Origin of the sequence: Roseixanthobacter finlandensis, from assembly GCF_043195105.2 — a bacterium.
Classification (GTDB): Bacteria; Pseudomonadota; Alphaproteobacteria; order Rhizobiales; family Xanthobacteraceae; genus NCEH01.
In genome coordinates, this window is record NZ_CM195536.1 from 4,373,743 (window position 1) to 4,390,616 (window position 16,874).

At 67.2% G+C, this 16,874-nt stretch carries 15 protein-coding genes; 13 read left to right on the plus strand and 2 right to left on the minus strand.

Translation table 11 applies throughout. The features are described 5' to 3' along the window. The first annotated feature begins 57 nt into the window (after positions 1-57). The 7 genes from ffh (at position 58) to V5G24_RS20490 (ending at position 5,427) form a co-directional block, all read left to right on the plus strand. Complete coding sequence (ffh, locus tag V5G24_RS20460; RefSeq protein ID WP_394083823.1) at positions 58-1,599, plus strand: signal recognition particle protein; 1,542 nt, start codon at positions 58-60, stop codon at positions 1,597-1,599. Continuing rightward, positions 1,596-2,120 (plus strand): hypothetical protein, encoded by a 525-nt coding sequence (locus V5G24_RS20465; RefSeq protein ID WP_394083821.1) that lies wholly within the window; start codon positions 1,596-1,598, stop codon positions 2,118-2,120. Before ffh ends, V5G24_RS20465 begins: the two co-directional genes overlap by 4 nt. Positions 2,121-2,136: 16 nt before the next feature. Further along, complete coding sequence (gene rpsP / locus V5G24_RS20470; protein ID WP_394083819.1) at positions 2,137-2,520, plus strand: 30S ribosomal protein S16; 384 nt, start codon at positions 2,137-2,139, stop codon at positions 2,518-2,520. Between the two features lie 118 nt (positions 2,521-2,638). Then, positions 2,639-3,181 (plus strand): ribosome maturation factor RimM, encoded by a 543-nt coding sequence (rimM, locus tag V5G24_RS20475; protein WP_394083817.1) that lies wholly within the window; start codon positions 2,639-2,641, stop codon positions 3,179-3,181. Between the two features lie 42 nt (positions 3,182-3,223). After that, positions 3,224-3,925: a tRNA (guanosine(37)-N1)-methyltransferase TrmD gene (gene trmD / locus V5G24_RS20480; protein ID WP_394083865.1), complete on the plus strand. Its 702-nt coding sequence runs from the start codon at positions 3,224-3,226 to the stop codon at positions 3,923-3,925. A gap of 177 nt (positions 3,926-4,102) precedes the next feature. Further along, positions 4,103-4,507 (plus strand): 50S ribosomal protein L19, encoded by a 405-nt coding sequence (rplS, locus tag V5G24_RS20485; protein WP_394083815.1) that lies wholly within the window; start codon positions 4,103-4,105, stop codon positions 4,505-4,507. A gap of 122 nt (positions 4,508-4,629) precedes the next feature. Then, positions 4,630-5,427, plus strand: coding sequence for an alpha/beta hydrolase (locus V5G24_RS20490; RefSeq protein WP_394083813.1), 798 nt, complete (start codon positions 4,630-4,632; stop codon positions 5,425-5,427). Between the two features lie 145 nt (positions 5,428-5,572). Here V5G24_RS20490 and V5G24_RS20495 read toward each other — a convergent pair whose 3' ends face one another. Both V5G24_RS20495 and V5G24_RS20500 read right to left on the minus strand, forming a co-directional pair. Continuing rightward, positions 5,573-6,478, minus strand: a complete 906-nt coding sequence (locus V5G24_RS20495; protein ID WP_394083811.1) for a hypothetical protein — start codon at positions 6,476-6,478, stop codon at positions 5,573-5,575. A gap of 65 nt (positions 6,479-6,543) precedes the next feature. Beyond that, the gene (locus V5G24_RS20500; protein WP_394083809.1) at positions 6,544-8,196 is read right to left on the minus strand and encodes an ArnT family glycosyltransferase; all 1,653 of its coding nucleotides are present in this window, start codon (positions 8,194-8,196) and stop codon (positions 6,544-6,546) included. A 95-nt stretch (positions 8,197-8,291) separates the two neighbouring features. On the opposite strand from V5G24_RS20500, the gene V5G24_RS20505 reads away from it, so the two are divergent. The 6 genes from V5G24_RS20505 (at position 8,292) to ntrB (ending at position 16,869) form a co-directional block, all read left to right on the plus strand. Further along, on the plus strand, positions 8,292-9,317 hold the full coding sequence (locus V5G24_RS20505) for a hypothetical protein (protein WP_394083807.1): 1,026 nt from the start codon (positions 8,292-8,294) through the stop codon (positions 9,315-9,317). A gap of 71 nt (positions 9,318-9,388) precedes the next feature. After that, the gene (locus tag V5G24_RS20510; RefSeq protein ID WP_394083805.1) at positions 9,389-12,391 is read left to right on the plus strand and encodes a hypothetical protein; all 3,003 of its coding nucleotides are present in this window, start codon (positions 9,389-9,391) and stop codon (positions 12,389-12,391) included. Positions 12,392-12,457: 66 nt separating this feature from the next. Further along, positions 12,458-13,048 (plus strand): ANTAR domain-containing response regulator, encoded by a 591-nt coding sequence (locus V5G24_RS20515; RefSeq protein WP_394083803.1) that lies wholly within the window; start codon positions 12,458-12,460, stop codon positions 13,046-13,048. Beyond that, positions 13,045-14,199 (plus strand): CmpA/NrtA family ABC transporter substrate-binding protein, encoded by a 1,155-nt coding sequence (locus V5G24_RS20520; RefSeq protein WP_394083801.1) that lies wholly within the window; start codon positions 13,045-13,047, stop codon positions 14,197-14,199. The genes V5G24_RS20515 and V5G24_RS20520 overlap by 4 nt, the downstream gene beginning before the upstream one ends. A 338-nt stretch (positions 14,200-14,537) precedes the next feature. Next, complete coding sequence (locus tag V5G24_RS20525) at positions 14,538-15,896, plus strand: CmpA/NrtA family ABC transporter substrate-binding protein (RefSeq protein WP_394083799.1); 1,359 nt, start codon at positions 14,538-14,540, stop codon at positions 15,894-15,896. Positions 15,897-15,978: 82 nt separating this feature from the next. Then, positions 15,979-16,869: a nitrate ABC transporter permease gene (gene ntrB / locus V5G24_RS20530; RefSeq protein ID WP_394083797.1), complete on the plus strand. Its 891-nt coding sequence runs from the start codon at positions 15,979-15,981 to the stop codon at positions 16,867-16,869. Positions 16,870-16,874 lie beyond the last annotated feature (5 nt).

The following is a 16,874-nucleotide window of genomic DNA, read 5'->3' on the forward strand; positions in this document are numbered from 1 at the left end:
GCGCCTGTTCTTGGGAAAAGCCCTTCGGCGATGAGCCGGAGATACCCGGACGGACCCATGTTCGACAGCCTTTCCGACCGCCTCGGCGGCATACTCGACAAGCTCAAGCGGCGTGGCTCCCTCACCGAGGCCGACGTCTCCGAAGCCATGCGCGAGGTTCGGCGCGCTTTGCTCGAAGCCGACGTGGCGCTCGACGTGGTGCGTGAATTCATCGACAAGGTGCGCGCCCGGGCGGTCGGGGCGGAGGTCATCAAGTCGGTGACGCCTGGCCAGATGGTCGTCAAGATCGTCCATGACGAGCTGGTGGCGGTGCTGGGTTCGGATGCCGATCCGATCGATCTGCATGCCGCAGCCCCCGTCCCAATGCTGATGGTCGGCCTCCAGGGCTCGGGCAAGACCACCACCACCGCCAAGATCGCCAAGCGCCTCACCGAGCGCGGCAAGCGGCGCGTGCTGATGGCGTCCCTCGACACGCGCCGTCCCGCCGCTATGGAGCAGCTCGCCACCCTCGGCACCCAAGTCGGCGTCGCCACCTTGCCGATCGTGCCGGGCCAGAGCGCGGTGCAGATCGCCAAGCGCGCCATCGAGGCGGCGAAGTTCGGCAATTACGACGTCGTCATGCTCGACACCGCCGGCCGCGTCACGCTCGACGAAGCGTTGATGGCCGAGGTGGCCGAGGTGAAGGCCGCGACCAACCCGCACGAAATCCTGCTGGTGGCCGACAGCCTCACCGGACAGGACGCGGTCAACACCGCGAAAGCCTTCGACGGCCGGGTCGGCATCACCGGCATCGTCCTGACCCGCGCCGACGGCGATGGGCGCGGCGGCGCGGCGCTCTCCATGCGCGCGGTCACCGGCAAGCCCATCAAGCTGCTGGGCACCGGCGAAAAGATGGACGCGCTGGAGGATTTCGATCCCCGCCGCGTGGCCGGCCGCATCCTCGGCATGGGCGACGTGGTCGCCCTGGTCGAGAAAGCCGCCGAGAATATCGACATCGAGAAGGCGAAGGCGGTCGCCGAGAAGATGCGCAAGGGCGCATTCGACCTCGAAGACCTGCGCGACCAGCTCGCCCAGATGCAGAAGATGGGCGGCATGAGCGGCGTGCTCGGCATGCTGCCCGGCATCGCCAAGGTGAAGAACCAGATCGCCTCAGCCAATCTCGACGACAAGGTCTTCAAGCGCCAGACCGCCATCATCAATTCCATGACCCGCCAGGAGCGGCGCAACCCGAAGGTGCTCGACGCCTCGCGCAAGCGGCGGGTGGCGGCCGGCTCCGGCACCAAGGTGGAAGAGATCAACCGCCTGTTGAAGATGCACCGCCAGATGGCCGACATGATGAAGGCCATGGGCGGGGCTGCCGGCAAGCGCGGCCCCATGGCGGGCCTTGCCAATATGTTCGGCATCGGCGGCGGCGGCCCCTCCCCCGAGATGCTCCAGCAGATGGCCGAGAAGATGCCCGGCGGCATGCCCGGTGCTGGCGGTGGCGGCGGGCTGCCACCGAACTTCCCGGGCTTCGGCGGCGGCGGTCTGCCCGCCAAATTCCCCGGCCTTCCCAAAGGTCCCGGCCTGCCGGGGCTTGGGGGATCGAAGAAGAAATGACTGGGTTCCTAAACTGGCTATGCCAACATACGCAGATTGATCTCGGTAATCTTGCGGTTGGCTTAGGTACAGTTATTGTCGCATTCGTGACACTAAAAGTATCCGTTTCCAATATTGAAATGGAAGCGAATCATAGAATAGGATCATTTAGAGTTGATTGGATAGAAAATTTGCGCAGGAATGTTTCAAAATTTATTGGAATAGCTCATAAAATTATTAACGAAAGTATTTCTACAAAAGAAGAAGATCTAAGCTCATCTATTTTGGATGAACTTGTTGCCGAGATGAATGAATTAGAAGCGTACATAAATTTGATGTTGAATATAAATGAAGAAAGCCATATTAATTTGAGCAAATCGATCGGGAAAGTTTGTGAAAAATTGAATTACTATTCAGTTCACTATGAAACCGAAACGATACAGCTTGCAGATCCAGACCTAAAATCAATATCTGACATCACAAGGTCAATATTGAAATCAGAGTGGGATCGAGCATCCTCAGAAATCAAAAGACAGAAGTAACGAAAGGAAAACCAAAATGTCCCTGAAGATCCGGCTCGCCCGTGGCGGCGCCAAGAAGCGTCCTTATTATCGCATCGTGATCGCCGACGCCCGTTCGCCGCGTGATGGCCGCTTCATCGAGAAGATCGGCACCTTCAATCCGCTTCTCGCCAAGGATTCGGCCGAACGTGTCGTGCTCGACGTGGAGAAGGCCAAGGCCTGGCTCGAAAAGGGCGCCCAGCCCACCGATCGCGTGGCGCGCTTCCTTGACGCCCAGGGCCTGATGACGCGGGAAGCCCGGTCCAACCTGAAGAAGGGCGAGCCCGGCAAGAAGGCCCAGGAACGCGCCGCCGAGCGCGCCAAGGCCGCCGAAGCCGCTGCTGCGGCCGCTGCCGCCGGCGCCGAAGCCTCGGCCGAGTGATGGTCCCCGCCGGGCCCCGCGCCCGGCGGCCGCACGACCCGGCAGGGCGCTTCCCCATTTCGGAAGCGCCCCCGCCTTTCTTCGCCCGGACCGCCCGGCGATCTGGCAGAAGCACTCCATGACAGACCAAATCCTGATCGCCCGCATCGGCGCGCCCCATGGCGTGAGGGGCGAGGTACGTGTGTTCGCGTTCGGCGAGGATCCCCTCGCCCTGCGGCGCTACAAGCTTTGCACGGCCGCCGGCAAGCGCGTCCGCATCCTTTCCCTGCGCGAGGCGAAGGAGCATTTCGTCGCCCGCATCGACGGCGTCGCCGACCGCACCGCCGCCGAGGCCCTGACCAATACCGATTTGTTCGTTGCCCGCGCCGACCTGCCGCCGCCGGACGAGGACGCCTTCTATCACGCGGATCTCATCGGCCTTTCGGTGGAAGACGCGGCCGGCGCGCGCCTCGGCGCGGTGACCGCGCTGCATGATTTCGGCGCCGGCGATATTCTCGAATACCTGCCCGAGGGCGGCGGCAAGACCCGCCTCGTGCCCTTCACCAAGGCCGCCGTTCCGGTGGTGGATCTCGCCGCGCGGCGGATCGTGGTGGTGGAGGAGGCCGAGGACGAAGACGCGCCGGACGGCGCCGAGAGCGATGTGGAGGAAGGCGAGGAATAGGTGTCATTTGACGCCGGAGCCTGCCTCCCCCATCACAGCGCCATGACGTTCCGCGCCAGCATCCTCACCCTCTATCCGGAGATGTTCCCCGGTCCCCTCGGCCATGCCCTCGCCGGCAAGGCGCTGACGGCGGGCCTATGGGAGATGGAGGCGGTGCAGATCCGCGATTATGCCCGCGACAAGCACCGCTCGGTGGACGACACCCCCGCCGGCGGCGGCCCCGGCATGGTGATGCGCGCCGATGTGCTGGCCGCAGCCATCGACGCGGTCTCCCCCGAAGGCGATCCACGCCCGCGCCTGCTCATGACCCCCCGCGGCCGCCCGCTGACCCAGGCCCGCGTGCGCGACCTCTCGGCGGGGCCGGGCGCATTGATCCTGTGCGGGCGGTTCGAGGGGGTGGACGAGCGCGTGATCGCCGCGCGCCAGCTGGAAGAGGTCTGTGTCGGCGACGTGGTGCTGTCCGGGGGAGAGAGCGCGGCGCTGCTGCTGTTGGATGCCTGCGTCCGGCTCATTCCCGGCGTCATGGGCAAGATCGAGAGCGGGACGGACGAGAGTTTTTCCGCCGGCCTGCTGGAATATCCCCAATACACGCGGCCTCAGCTGTTCGAGGGCGCGCCGATCCCCGAAGTGCTCACCAGCGGCGATCATGCGCGCATCCGCGCCTGGCGCCGCTCGCAGGCGGTGAAGGCGACGCGCGCGCGCCGGCCCGATCTGCTCGGCCCGGACGATCAGGACGGGATGTAACACCCGTGCGCGCACAGCGCCCGCGTGTGACGCCTGCATGAACAAAGGGCATGACAGGGGAAGCGTTCTGCGGTATAGCCCGGCCGTCCCCCTAATTTAAAACGACACGATGTGGCGCCGGGGCAACCCAGTCCTCGGGCTGGCGGCGTATGGCGACCGCATGAAAGTTGGTGACACATGAACATCATTCAGACCCTTGAAGCAGAACAGGCCGCCCGCCTCGCCGAAAAGCGGCCCACCCCGGACTTCCAGCCCGGCGATACCGTGATCGTCAATGTGAAGGTCGTGGAAGGCGAGCGCACCCGCGTGCAGGCCTATGAAGGCGTCGTGATCGCCCGCAACGGCGGCGGGCTCAACGAGAGCTTCACCGTGCGCAAGATTTCCTACGGCGAAGGCGTGGAACGCGTGTTCCCGGTCTATTCGCCGCTGATCGATTCCATCAAGCTGGTGCGCCGGGGCAAGGTGCGCCGCGCCAAGCTCTATTATCTGCGCGACCGTCGCGGCAAGTCCGCCCGTATCGCCGAGCGCACCGATCGCCGCGACGAGAACGGCAAGAAGATCAAGTCCGCTTCCTCGAAGTGAGGCTGTGCCGGGCCTGAGGGTTCGGACCGCTCTTGAACGCCGTCGGGTTGCGCCCGGCGGCGTTTTTTTATTGCCGTGGATCTGATCGCCGGCCGGCGCGCTTCCGGGTTAGCATCGCCGGCATGAAACGCTTGGCGCTCCTCCCCCTTGCCCTGGTCGCTCTCGCTTTCGCCGCGCCGCTGGCCGCCCAACAGCCGGAGCGGTGCGCGGCCGGCGGGATCGTGCGCGACCTGGTGGTGAATGGCGCGGGTCAGCGCCTCGTCCTGCTCTCGCCCCCGGCGCCCCGCGCAACCCTCGTGATGCTGCCCGGCGGCACCGGGAAGATCGACTTACGATGCGACGGCACCTTCGGGCACCCGGACAATTTCCTCGTGCGGACCCGCGCACTCTGGCTCGCGCGCGGATATGCGGTGCTCCTTCCCGATGCCCCCGGTAACCGCACCCTCCGCGGCCGGCGCAGCACCCCGGCCTATGCGCAGACCGTGCGCGCGCTCGTCGCCTTCGCGAAGGAACACATCGACCGGCCGGTGATTCTCATGGGAACCAGCCAGGGCTCCATCGCCGCCATGAACGGCGCCGCCACCCTTCGGGATGGGGAGATCGCCGGGCTGGTGCTGACGGAATCGGTCTCGCGCCTCGGCGGGAGCGGGGAAACCGTGTTCGACGCCCATCCCGAGGCGGTCAATGTGCCCGTGCTGGTGGTCGCCAATGCGGACGATGCCTGCTTCGTCGCGCCGCCGCAGGATGCGCCGAAGATCGTCGCGTCCCTCACGCAATCGCCGTCCGTTCAGCTCTTGAGCCTCTCCGGCGGGGTGCTGAAAAGCAAGCCGTGCGGCTCGCTGTCGCCGCACGGCTATTATCGCATCGAGGACAAGGTGGTGGCGGCGATCGCGGACTGGATCGACGCACGGCTGAGATAGGCTAGAGCGCGATCCGCCCACATGGAACCACTTGGTGGTTCCATGTGGGCGGTGAATCGCCCTCTAACTTATTGAATAGAGGCGGATTCACTGCCCATATTGCATCGCCTTGGGCGACGCAATATGGGCAGATCCGGCTCTAGGCTCACGCCGCCGCGTTTTCCAGGAGGCGCGCGAGCAGGCCCTCAGGGTCCGCCTCGAACGCCTGCCGCACCCGCTGAAGCGCCGCCGCGCCGCCGCCGCGATGCCCGGCGCCTCCCACATGCAGCCAGGTGTCGGCGAGAAGATACGGCTCGCGCCCGCCCGCCCCATCGCCGAGATAGACCTCGCGCGTCTGGGCGCGGCGCATGTCCTCCAGGCGCATCCGCCGATAGAGGCGATGCCAGTTCTGCCCGCCGGTATCCAGCGTCAGGGGCGTGTCGGTGCCGAAATCCAGGGCCATCGCGGCGGTGGCGGCATAATCGAACACGCTGTAGCCCGGCCACAGGAACCAGCCGCCGAACCGCTCGCCGTGCCGCACCATGCCATAGGCCGGCTGGCCGGCGACGCGGGCCGCCAAATCGTCGATCGCGAGGGGCACGAGGTCATGATCCAGCAGCGCGAACACCTTGGGTTCGGTCGGCCGGATAAGGTTGTGATACATCCAGTTCAGCGCCACCGCATGGCTACGCGACCCATTCGAGCTGAAGCGTCCGAGCGGCGCGGGCGGCAGCGGGCAATAGATGTGGCCGCGTTCGGCGCACACGGCGGCGATGCGCGCGCGGGCCTCGGCCTGATTGGAATTGTCGCACACCACCAGCGGGGTGCCCGGCACGAACCGCGCCATGGCCTGGGATAGCAACGCCACGGCTTCCGGCAAGTTGAAGGCGACGGTGAAGGCCAAAGTGCCGCCGCGATAGGCGGCAAGCGTGCGCTGCACCTCGTCCTGGCCGGGCGCGCGGACGTGGCGATAGATGCGATCCACGAGAATGTTGCGGGCCCGCCGGGCGCCATGCGCCAGCGGTGCGGCCCGCACCCATTCCCGCAGCGAATAATCCCTCAAAGCGCGCATGGTACGGCGTTTTCGCGGGGCAGTTGGCCGGCGTCAAGGCGCAGTTTGTCAACGAATGTCATTGGTCAGCCGCCCGTCTTCGGCGCCAGCAGATGCCGCAGGCGTGCGGGATCCGCCGGCCGCGCTGCATTCTGCGTCACAGCGTAGAGGCGCACCTCGCCGGTGCCGTCCGCGCGGGGATAGGTGCCGAGCAGGTTGAAATCTCCCGGCGCCCCCTCGAGCGCCGCGCGCACCTGGCCGGTCTGCGGCACGGCGGCGGCGGCGGGGGTGGTGTCGAGCACCACGAACGCCACCGCGCTGTCGCTGAGGACACGAGCCGTCGCCTGGGCGGTTGTCTGTGCGTCCCCGCCGGGCACGGGCTCCGCCGCCAGAAGGCGCCGGGCGGGCACCACGAAGGCGGTGCGGGCGGCATCGTGCTGGGCGATCGCGGCGATCAGCGCGCCTTCCCCCTTTTCGTCCGCCGCCACCAGGATCAGAGGCGCAGCGGCGCCCCGCTCCAAAATCGCGCGCGCGGCGGGGAGCATGCCAACGGGCGGCTTCAGGAGCGGCGTCAGCAGCGCCGGCAGTGCGGCGAGCAGCATCACCATGGAGACCATCAGCCCGGACAGAATCGGCCATCCCGTGGTCACGAGGCCGATCAGGCTCATGCCGCCATAGGCCGCGAGCATCACCAAGGGCACCAGCGCCGGCAGCAGATGGCGGGCATCGGGCGCGAGCGGCACCATCAGGCAGCCGATCAGCACCGCCCCGGCAAGCGCGGCGAGGGCGGCGAACAGGCCGGTGGACGTGGCCCCGTCCCGCCAGCTGGCGAGGAGCGCGGACAGCGCGCCGAACCCGGCCAGGGCGAGGATGAGCGAGGTCAGCCCTGCCGTCAGCGCCGTGCCGTAGAAAGGTGCGGACACGCGGGCGAAGCCGAGCCCCCATCCGCCGGCGAAATGCCCCGCCACCAGGGGATAGGTGCCGATAATCCAGGGGCCGGCCAGCACCAGCATGAAGGCATAGGGCAGATAGAAGCCGGCGGTGCGCACCAGGGAAAGACGCCGGGCGATGAGGACGCCGAGCGGCGGCACCAGAACCAGCGCCACCATGCCGAAATCGGTGAGCATGGCGGCGCTCGCCAGAAGGCCGAAGCCGGCGGCGCTCGTGAGGCCGCCGGTCTCCAGATAGCGCCAGAAGGCCAGCGCCGCGAGAAAGGCGAGCAGCGCCGCGGGCATATCCAGCGAAACGACGAGGATCGCCGCACGCAGCGGGATCAGGGCGAGCAGCACCGCGCACACCGCCACCCCCGGCAGCGGGCCGAGCCGGCGCGCGGTGACGAAGCCGGCGCTGACCACCAGGATCGCGGCCATGAGGCAGGGCAGCACCAGGGCGGCGGGCGTGGAGGGCGAAACCGCCAGGAACCAGGCGCCTTCCAGCAGATAATAAAGCGGCGGGTTCAGCCCCAGCGCAACGCGGGGATAATGCAGGAAGAAGGTCTCGATGAAGGCGAACAGGGGCGGAAAGTGCGCGCGGGCATAATCGGCGAACAGCAAGCCGGTGACATAATGCCCCGCCTCCTGCGCCTCGGTCGCGGAAAATTCGGCGAAATAGGCGCCGGAGGCACGCTGAAGGAGCGCCAGGAGCACCATCAGGAAGGCCGCGAAAATAGCGAACAGCAACGCTTGCAGGCCGGAGCCCACAAGCGCCCTGATCCGGTCGTCCCCGCCCTTGTGCGCCACGAACACCCCCGCGTCACGAAGCCCCTTGCCTAAAGGCCGCGAGGGCTTTCTAAAGTCCGGCAGGGGCGCCGTCCATGCCCGTGCGGAGCAAAGCCATGAGCGCGATCCAAACCTGGTTTGGCGGTTTTGCCTGGGGCGCCGTGTTCGGCATCGTCGGCGCCACCACGGCGGGAATCGTGTTGTTCCGCCCCGACATCATCGAGCGCATCACCATGGAGCGTCCAGCCGCGCCCGCCGGGCAGACCGTGGCCTCCGCCCCGCCAGCGCCGGCGCGCCCGCCGGAGCTTCGCCCGGCCCCGGCGGCGCCGAGCAGTGTGGCGCCCAAACCCGCGACATTGCCCGCCGCGACGCCGCCCACGGCCCAGCCGGCTCCGGGACAGGCCGCGCCCGGACCGGCGGCGAAAAGCCCGCCCTTCATCATCAATTCGCGCACCACGGCGGCGCTGGAACAGGCGTTCACGCCGCCCCGCGCCTTCGCGCACACGGACGAACTGGTGGTGCGCGGGCGCAACATGAATGCCGAGCCGGTGGACTTCAACCTGCGCATCGACGATGCCAAATCGAGCAATTGGAACACCCGCTACAATCGCATCGACACGGTCGCGCCCGGGCCGTTCGAGGTGCGGATCCCGTTCGACGGCATCGCCACCTCGGCCAAGGCGGACCTGGATATCACTTCCATCGTGCGCATCGTGCTGTTCTCGCAGAAGGGCGTGCTCGATATCGACAGCGCGCAGATCGAGACCCAGAAGGCCGCGCCCGCCGCCGGCCAATCCTGGCTGCGCGGCGCGAAGACCACGGCCGAGCAGGACTTCGCCCCCGCCCTGTCGGTCGCCGCGAACCAGGGCTTCGTCCTTTCCGGCACCAACCCTTCGGACAAGCCGCTGACCGTGAACCTGCGGGTGGACGATGCCGCCTCCAAGGATTGGAACTCGCGGGCCCAGACCAGCCTGAGCGTGCCGCCCGGCCCGTTCGTGCTGCGCGCGCCCGCCGCGTCCTGGATCACACCCGCCAAGACCCCGCTCGACCGCACCAAGATCCGGCGCGTGGTGGTGTTCGTCACCGACGGCGAGGGTCCGGTGACGCTGAGCGAATTGCGGCTCGACACCCTCACCCCCTGAGCCGCCGCACCGGGCTCTGAACGCGCCCCGAGCTTCACTTCAAGACGCGCGTGAGCGCCAGGAACTGTGCGATGGGCAGGGTGCATGTGTGGGCGGGCGGCTTCGGTTGGGGCGTCCTGCTCGGCCTCGTCGGCAGCGCCGTGGTCGGGCTGCTGGTGTTTCGCGCCGATCTCGTGGGCGGCGCGCGCACCGCAGCGCCCGTGCAAACCGCAGCCGCGCAAACAACGGCCGCGCGAACAGCAGCCGACGCAATCGCCCCCGCAGGCGATCCGTCGGCCCCGTTGCTCACCACCGCCACCACCACCGCGCAACCGCTGGACCTGCGGTTCGATCCGCCCCGCGCTGTGCCGCCGACGCAGGATCTGGTGATCCGCGGCAGCAATGATACCGGACGCACGCTGCAATTGGTGCTGTGGATCGAGGATGGCCAGTCCGTCAACGGCCTGTCGCGGTTCGACGACGAGCACGATCTTGCCCCCGGTCCCTTCGAATGGCGGATCCCGCTCGGCGCACTGGAGACCCCCGGCGGCCGGCGCCTGGACCCGGCCGCGCTGACCCGCCTGCTGCTGTTCACGCCCGAAGGCGAGCCCGCCGCCGCGCTCGCCTCCCTCACCCTCGCCCCGCCCGTGCCCGCCGCCGCGCCGCCCGAACCGCCGCCGCCACCGCTCGCGCGCGTGGCGGACGGGCGCAGCTGGCTCGCCGGTGCGCGCACCACGGCGGTTCAGGACTTCGCCACCCCGGTCGCGTTCGACGCCGAGCAGGAAGTGGTGGTGCAGGGTGACAACACCACCGGCAAGCCGCTCACGGTCCATCTGCGCATCGACGATGTCTCTTCCACCGACTGGCATTCGCGCGGCTCGGCGGTGCAGACGGTGCCGCCCGGCCCGTTCGTGCTGCGCTCCCCGGTCTCCTCCTGGGTGACACCGTCGAAGCGCCGGCTCGACCGCACGCAGATCAAGCGGCTGATCGTGTTCGTGAACCCGCCCCAGCCGGGGATCGCGCTCGGCGACGTGCATGTGGAGAACGCCAATCCCCTGCCCGAAGGCGCGCTCGGCCTCAGGTTCGCGCCGACGGCGGACATCGCGGTGCCGGGCTTTGAAACCGTGCTGCCCAACGATCCCCGCCTCAGCCCCGGCGCCGGGGCGCTGGTGCGCACCCAGAACGATCCCTTGCTGTCGAGCGGCCTCAACGGCATCCGCACCATCACCGTGCCCTGGACCCGCAGTGCCACCGCAACCGTGTCGCTCTGGACCGAGGACCAGGGGGAATGGGAATATTTCCCCCATTCCCTGAACCGCACCATCACCATCGACGGGCAAGTGGTGCTGGACCAGCATCTCACGCCCGACGAATGGATCGACCGGGTGTATCGGCGCGGCCTGTGGAAGGAAGCGATGATCGACGGCGATCCCTGGTCGGTCTATGGGCGCGACCGGGGCGGGCTGGTGACGGCCACCGTGCCGGTGGTGGACGGCAAGATCGTGGTGGAGCTCGCCTCCGACCAGCCGCCGAACAATGGCTATATCGCCGCCATGGTGATCGCGCCCGGCGCCAGCACCGCCGCCGTGGACGCGGTGGAGGCCTGGCGCCGCCAGCGCTATGGCGAGCGCTGGCCGGTGCTCGACACGGCGGTGGACCCGGCGCTCGCCAGGGGCGTCACCCTGCGCGTGCTGCCGGCGGGCACGCCGCGCAGCCAGCATCCCTTCTGGCGCGCCGGCCTGCCGGTGGAAACCCGCCAGCGCGCGGCGCGCGGCAGCCTCGTTTCGGTGGATTTCCTCGCGCTCGCCAACGTGGACGATCTCTCGGCCAATGTCTCCGTCTCCGCGCCCGACGGCATCGCGCCCCAGGTGCGTTGGGGGAAATGGACTTATATGCGGCGCGGCGTCGGCGAAAATGCCCTCGCCATCACCTCCGACGTGCTGGAAGGCGACCTCTCCTTCCTGCGCATCGCGAGCGGCATCCCGCGCCGGCTGAACGTGACATTCACCGTGCCGACCGATGCCCCCGCCGGCCCGCTGCCGGTGACGCTGACCCTGGACATCGCCGGCACCGAGGTTTCCGCAACCGCGGTGGTGAACGTGCTGCCCCTGACCCTGCCGCCGATCACCGAGCCGATCGGCTATTATCTCAACGCGCCGCCCTACGAAGCCTGGTTCCGCCCCACCCCCGACCAGGCGGACCGGGAAATGGCCTGCGATTATGCCGCGCTGCGCAACTTCGGCATGACCGGCATCTCGCCGGACCTGGTGACGCCCACGCCGGCGCAGCTGCCCCGCTATCTCCAGCAGACGCGCCTTGCGCGCGACGCCGGCTTCCGGCCGCCCTTCCTCGACTACACGTCCGTCAAGCGCCTCGACGCGGCCGTCGGCACCGCAGCGATGGGCGCCGACATCGCGGCCGCCGAAACGGGGCTTGCCGCCGCCGGCCTGCCCGCGCCGCTTTGGGCGATCACCGACGAGCCGGCGGACGATCCCGCCGGCATTGCCGCTCTGCAACGGGTGCACGATGCCCTGAAGACCCAGGCGCCCCGGGCGAAGCGCGCCGGCCAGCTCAACAATCCCAGCAATCGCAAACTGCTCGGCCTGTTCGACACGGTGCTGGTGAATTTCGGCTACGGCGTCAGCGCGGCCGGATTTGCCGAACTGCAGGGCCGCGGCATCACCCCTTGGCTCTATAATATGCTGGATTATCGCGGCGCCGCCGGCTTCCTATTCTGGCGGGTCGGGGCGCGCGGCTATCTGCAATGGCACGCGCGCGCCTTCACCGCCGATCCGCGCGATCCCACGGACGGGCGCGAGAGCGAATATGCCATCCTCCCGCTCAGCGCGAGCCGGTGCCAGCCGGTGGCAACCGTGGATGCCCGCCTGATCGAGACCGCCGATGGCATGGGCGACCTGCAATGGCTGCGCTGGCTGGAGGGGCAAGCCACCACCGATCCGGCCGCCAAGGCGCTGCGCGATGATCTGTTCGCCGCCATTCCGGCGGATTGGGTCGACTATGCCAAAAACCCGCCGGATCTTTTCGCACTGCGCAAAAGGATCATGGACTTCGCCGCGGCCAAGGTTGAAAAATAGCGCGAGGATGGCGCCCTGGCTTCAGGCCGGCCCAGCTTTTCCAGATGGCTCCAGCCCACGGACCCCATGGCCAGTGATCTCACCCTGCGTATCGTGATCGTCGATGAGAGCCCGGTGCGCGCCGCCATCCTGAGCGAGGGACTGCGCGAGGCGGGCTACGTCAACGTGCTGCGCGTCGAGGGCCACAAGAACCTGCTGGAGCGCATCTATGCCATCGATCCGGACGTGATCCTGATCGATTTGGAGGACCCGAGCCGCGACACCATCGAGCAGATGTTCCAGATGAGCCGCGAGGTGAAGCGCCCCGTGGCCATGTTCGTGGACCAGTCCGACGGGAAGACCATCGAGGAAGCGATCGCCGCCGGCGTCGCCTCCTATGTGGTGGACGGGCTGCGCAAGGACCGCGTGAAGCCGATCCTGGAAACCACCATCTCGCGCTTTCGCGCCTTCGCCCGCCTCAAGGAGGAGTTGGAGGAGGCGAAGAGCCAGCTTGAGGAGCGCAAGCTGGTGGATCGCGCCAAGCTGATCCTCATGAAGATGAAGAATATCGACGAGCAGGCGGCTTATGGCCTCATGCGCCGCACTGCCATGAACGAAAAGAAGCGGATGGTGGACATCGCCCAATCCGTCATCACCGCCGCGGAGATGTTGCGATGAGACGCCTCGCCATGGGGTTCATTCCCCTCACCGACGCCGCCGTGCTGATCGCCGCCGCCGAGCGCGGCTTCTCCATGGCCGAGGGGCTGGAAATTGATCTCCACAAGGAGGTCTCCTGGGCCAATATTCGCGACAAGGTGAATGTCGGCCTGCTGGACGGGGCCCACATGCTGGGCCCGCTGGCCATCGCCTCCTCGCTCGGGCTCGGCCATGTGCGGGTGCCGTTGGTGGTGCCGTTCGCGCTCAATCTCAACGGCAGCGCCGTCACCATCGCCAAGGACGTCTATGCCGAGATGGGGGATACCGGCATCGACCTGTCCACTGCCCCGGCGGCGGCGCGCGCGCTCGGCCGGGTGGTGGCGCAGCGCCGCGCCGCGGGACGCGAGCCGCTGATCTTCGCCTCGGTGTACAGCTTCTCCACCCATACCTATCTGGTGCGCAATTTCCTCAAGGCCGGCGGCGTCGATCCAGACCGCGACGTGCGCCTCGTGGTGATCCCGCCGCCCTTCATGGCCGAGAGCCTGCGCAACGGGCTGGTACACGGCTTCTGCGTCGGCAGCCCCTGGAACAGCGTGGCGGTGGATGCCGATGTCGGCCGCATCGCCGTGCTCGGGGCGGAAATCTTCGGCTGGGTGCCGGAAAAGGTGCTGGGCGTGCACGCCCGCTTCGCCAATACCGAATCCGACGTGCTGCATCGCCTGGTGCGGGCGCTCTATGCCGCCGCGCGCTGGTGCGAGGATCCCGCCAACCACGAAGATCTCGCCCGCCTGCTGGGCGAACCGCGCCATCTCTCCCTGCCCGCCGACGTGCTGCGCCGAACCCTGGACGGGCGTCTCCATACCGCGCGAGGTGGCCCGCTGCGGGCGCATCAGGATTATCTCGTCCTCCATCGCGACGGCGCCAACCGGCCCGAGCCGGACCATGCATTGTGGATGTACAGCCAGATTGTCGAGGCCCATCAGGGCGAATGGGCGCCCGATGCGGCGCGCGAGGCGATCTCGGTCTACCGGCCGGACATTTTCGACCATGCCGTGGGCCACGCGCCTGTGCACCACACGGCTGAACCCGACTGCGTGGCGACCCGACTCGGGGCGCCGTTCGACGCCGCGCGCTTTCTCAAATCGGGGCCGGACGACGCCTCGAAAGGGTAGCGACAGAAGGGTCGGCGGACCTTGCCCACCCACGCCGCGCGCTCAATCGCGCATCATCTGCCCGGATTTTTTGCACCGCACTGACGCGGATCGCGTCTGCACAAAATATTGGCATACAAAATCCAAAGCAAATTCAAGAGTCTTCCCGACATCCGCATCTGGCACGCATCTTGAATAGATGAATTCCAGACGCGGCCAATGATGTCCGCGTCAAAAAATTCGTCCCACTGACGGGACCTTCAGCAAAGCCGCTGACACCGATGGCACCGCGCCATCGTGCTGTCCGCGGCTTTTTTCGTTTCTGACCCGTCACAGATGCCGACCAGAGGGGAACCAGAATGACCGAGTTTTCGACCACCCGGCCCGGCCAGCCCGTCGTCCGACAGGACGACCAGCCCGCGTCTCCGGCGCGCCGCTCGCTGCTGAAGAGCAGCGCGGCCGCCCTGGGCGCGGCGGCGCTGTTCGACGCGGTGCGCATGACCTTTCCGGGCGGAGTGCCCTCCGCTTATGCGGCGGCACCGGAGACCACCAAGGCGGTGCTCGGCTATATCGCGCTGATGGATGCCTCGCCCCTGGTGATCGCCAAGGAAAAGGGCATGTTCGCGAAATATGGTGTGCCCGACGTCGAAGTGGTCAAGCAGGCCTCCTGGGGCGCGACGCGCGACAATCTGGTGCTCGGCGGCGCGGCGAACGGCATTGATGGCGCCCACATCCTGACCCCGATGCCGTATCTGATCTCCACCGGCAGGGTCACGCAGAACAACGCGCCGACCCCCATGTACATTCTGGCGCGCCTCAATCTGGACGCGCAAGGCATTTCGGTTTCCAACGAATACAAGGATTTGAAGGTCACCGCCGACGCATCCGCGCTCAAGCCGGTGTTCGCCAAGAAGAAGGCCGAAGGCAAGGAAGTCAAGATTGCCATGACCTTTCCGGGCGGCACCCACGATCTGTGGATCCGCTATTGGATGGCGGCCGCCGGCATCGATCCGGACAAGGACGTCTCCACCATCGTCGTGCCGCCGCCCCAGATGGTGGCGAACATGAAGGTGGGCAACATGGACGCCTTCTGCGTCGGCGAACCCTGGAACGAACAGGTCGTCAACCAGGGCATCGGCTACACCGCCTGCACCACCGGCGAGATCTGGAAGAACCATCCCGAGAAGGCGCTCGGCATGCGAGCCGACTTCGTGGACAAGAATCCCAACGCCACCAAGGCCATCGTGATGGCGGTGATGGAAGCCCAGCAATGGTGCGACAAGATGGAGAACAAGAAAGAAATGTCCGAGATCGTCGGCAAGCGGCAATGGTTCAACGTGCCGGTCGCCGACATCTACGGCCGCACCATCGGCGACATCAATTACGGCAACGGCCGGGTGGTGAAGGGCTCTGACCAGTACATGAAGTTCTGGAAGGATCACGCCTCCTATCCATTCAAGAGCCATGATGCCTGGTTCGTCACCGAGGATATCCGCTGGGGCAAGTTCGAGCCCACCATCGATATCGCCGCGCTGGTCGACAAGGTGAACCGCGAGGACATCTGGCGCGCGGCGGCGAAGGAACTTTCGGTTCCCGCCGCGCAGATCCCCACATCCACCTCGCGCGGCACGGAAACCTTCTTCGACGGCAAGACCTTCGATCCGGCGAACCCGACCGCCTACCTCAAGAGCCTCGGCATCAAGCGCGTCGAAGTCTGAGACGCCGCCGCGTCCGCGCCATCCGGGCGCGGGCGCTTTCGCCTGCACGCTGAACAGACCTCAAATCGGGAGCTTTTGCCCCATGTCCGTCACCGCTCTCAAGGAAACGACGCCGGCCCCGAAGCGCCCGGCGGCCGAAGTGGTCCGCCTCGCGCGTCCACGCCCGCCGGTCAAGACACGCCTTCGCACGTGGCTCACGCGCGCTGCCGTGAATGTCCTTCCGCCACTGGTGATGGCCGTCCTGCTGCTGCTGATGTGGGAATTGCTGTGTTCCGGCCCCGGCGCCACTTTGCCGCCGCCGAGCCGCATCTGGACGGACAGCAAGGACCTGATCCTCGATCCCTTCTTCGTCGCCGGCCCGCAGGACATCGGCCTCGGCTTGCGCGTCCTGGTCTCGCTGCAACGGGTGGCCGTGGGCTTCGGCCTTGCTGCCGTGGTGGGCATATTGATCGGCGCGGTGATCGGCCAGTCCATCTGGGCCATGCGCGGGCTCGACCCGATCTTCCAGATGCTGCGCACCGTGCCGCCGCTCGCCTGGCTGCCGCTGGCGCTGGCCGCCTTCCGCGACAGCAACCCCTCCGCCATCTTCGTGATCTTCATCACCGCCATCTGGCCGATCATCATCAATACGGCGGTGGGGATCCGCAATATTCCGCAAGATTATCGCAACGTGGCGCAGGTGTTGCGGCTCAACCAGATCGAGTTCTTCTGGAAGATTATGCTGCCCTCGGCAGCGCCCTACATCTTCACCGGGCTGCGCATCGGCATCGGCCTGTCCTGGCTCGCCATCGTGGCGGCGGAAATGCTCACCGGCGGCGTCGGCATCGGCTTCTTCATCTGGGATGCGTGGAACTCCTCCCGCCTGCCCGACATCATCGTCGCCCTGGTCTACATCGGCGTCGTGGGCTTTGCCCTTGATCGCCTCGTCGCCGGCATCGCCGCTTTCGTCACCCGCGGCACCGCATCCGCCTGAGGAGG

Coding starts and splice junctions, on each gene's coding strand:
- V5G24_RS20515 (WP_394083803.1), top strand. CDS start 12,458: ATGGCCAGTGATCTCACCCTGCGTATCGTGATCGTCGATGAGAGCCCG.
- rimM (WP_394083817.1), top strand. CDS start 2,639: ATGACAGACCAAATCCTGATCGCCCGCATCGGCGCGCCCCATGGCGTG.
- ffh (WP_394083823.1), top strand. CDS start 58: ATGTTCGACAGCCTTTCCGACCGCCTCGGCGGCATACTCGACAAGCTC.
- V5G24_RS20490 (WP_394083813.1), top strand. CDS start 4,630: ATGAAACGCTTGGCGCTCCTCCCCCTTGCCCTGGTCGCTCTCGCTTTC.
- rplS (WP_394083815.1), top strand. CDS start 4,103: ATGAACATCATTCAGACCCTTGAAGCAGAACAGGCCGCCCGCCTCGCC.
- rpsP (WP_394083819.1), top strand. CDS start 2,137: ATGTCCCTGAAGATCCGGCTCGCCCGTGGCGGCGCCAAGAAGCGTCCT.
- V5G24_RS20505 (WP_394083807.1), top strand. CDS start 8,292: ATGAGCGCGATCCAAACCTGGTTTGGCGGTTTTGCCTGGGGCGCCGTG.
- V5G24_RS20495 (WP_394083811.1), bottom strand. CDS start 6,478: ATGCGCGCTTTGAGGGATTATTCGCTGCGGGAATGGGTGCGGGCCGCA.
- V5G24_RS20520 (WP_394083801.1), top strand. CDS start 13,045: ATGAGACGCCTCGCCATGGGGTTCATTCCCCTCACCGACGCCGCCGTG.
- ntrB (WP_394083797.1), top strand. CDS start 15,979: ATGTCCGTCACCGCTCTCAAGGAAACGACGCCGGCCCCGAAGCGCCCG.
- V5G24_RS20510 (WP_394083805.1), top strand. CDS start 9,389: ATGGGCAGGGTGCATGTGTGGGCGGGCGGCTTCGGTTGGGGCGTCCTG.
- V5G24_RS20525 (WP_394083799.1), top strand. CDS start 14,538: ATGACCGAGTTTTCGACCACCCGGCCCGGCCAGCCCGTCGTCCGACAG.
- trmD (WP_394083865.1), top strand. CDS start 3,224: ATGACGTTCCGCGCCAGCATCCTCACCCTCTATCCGGAGATGTTCCCC.
- V5G24_RS20465 (WP_394083821.1), top strand. CDS start 1,596: ATGACTGGGTTCCTAAACTGGCTATGCCAACATACGCAGATTGATCTC.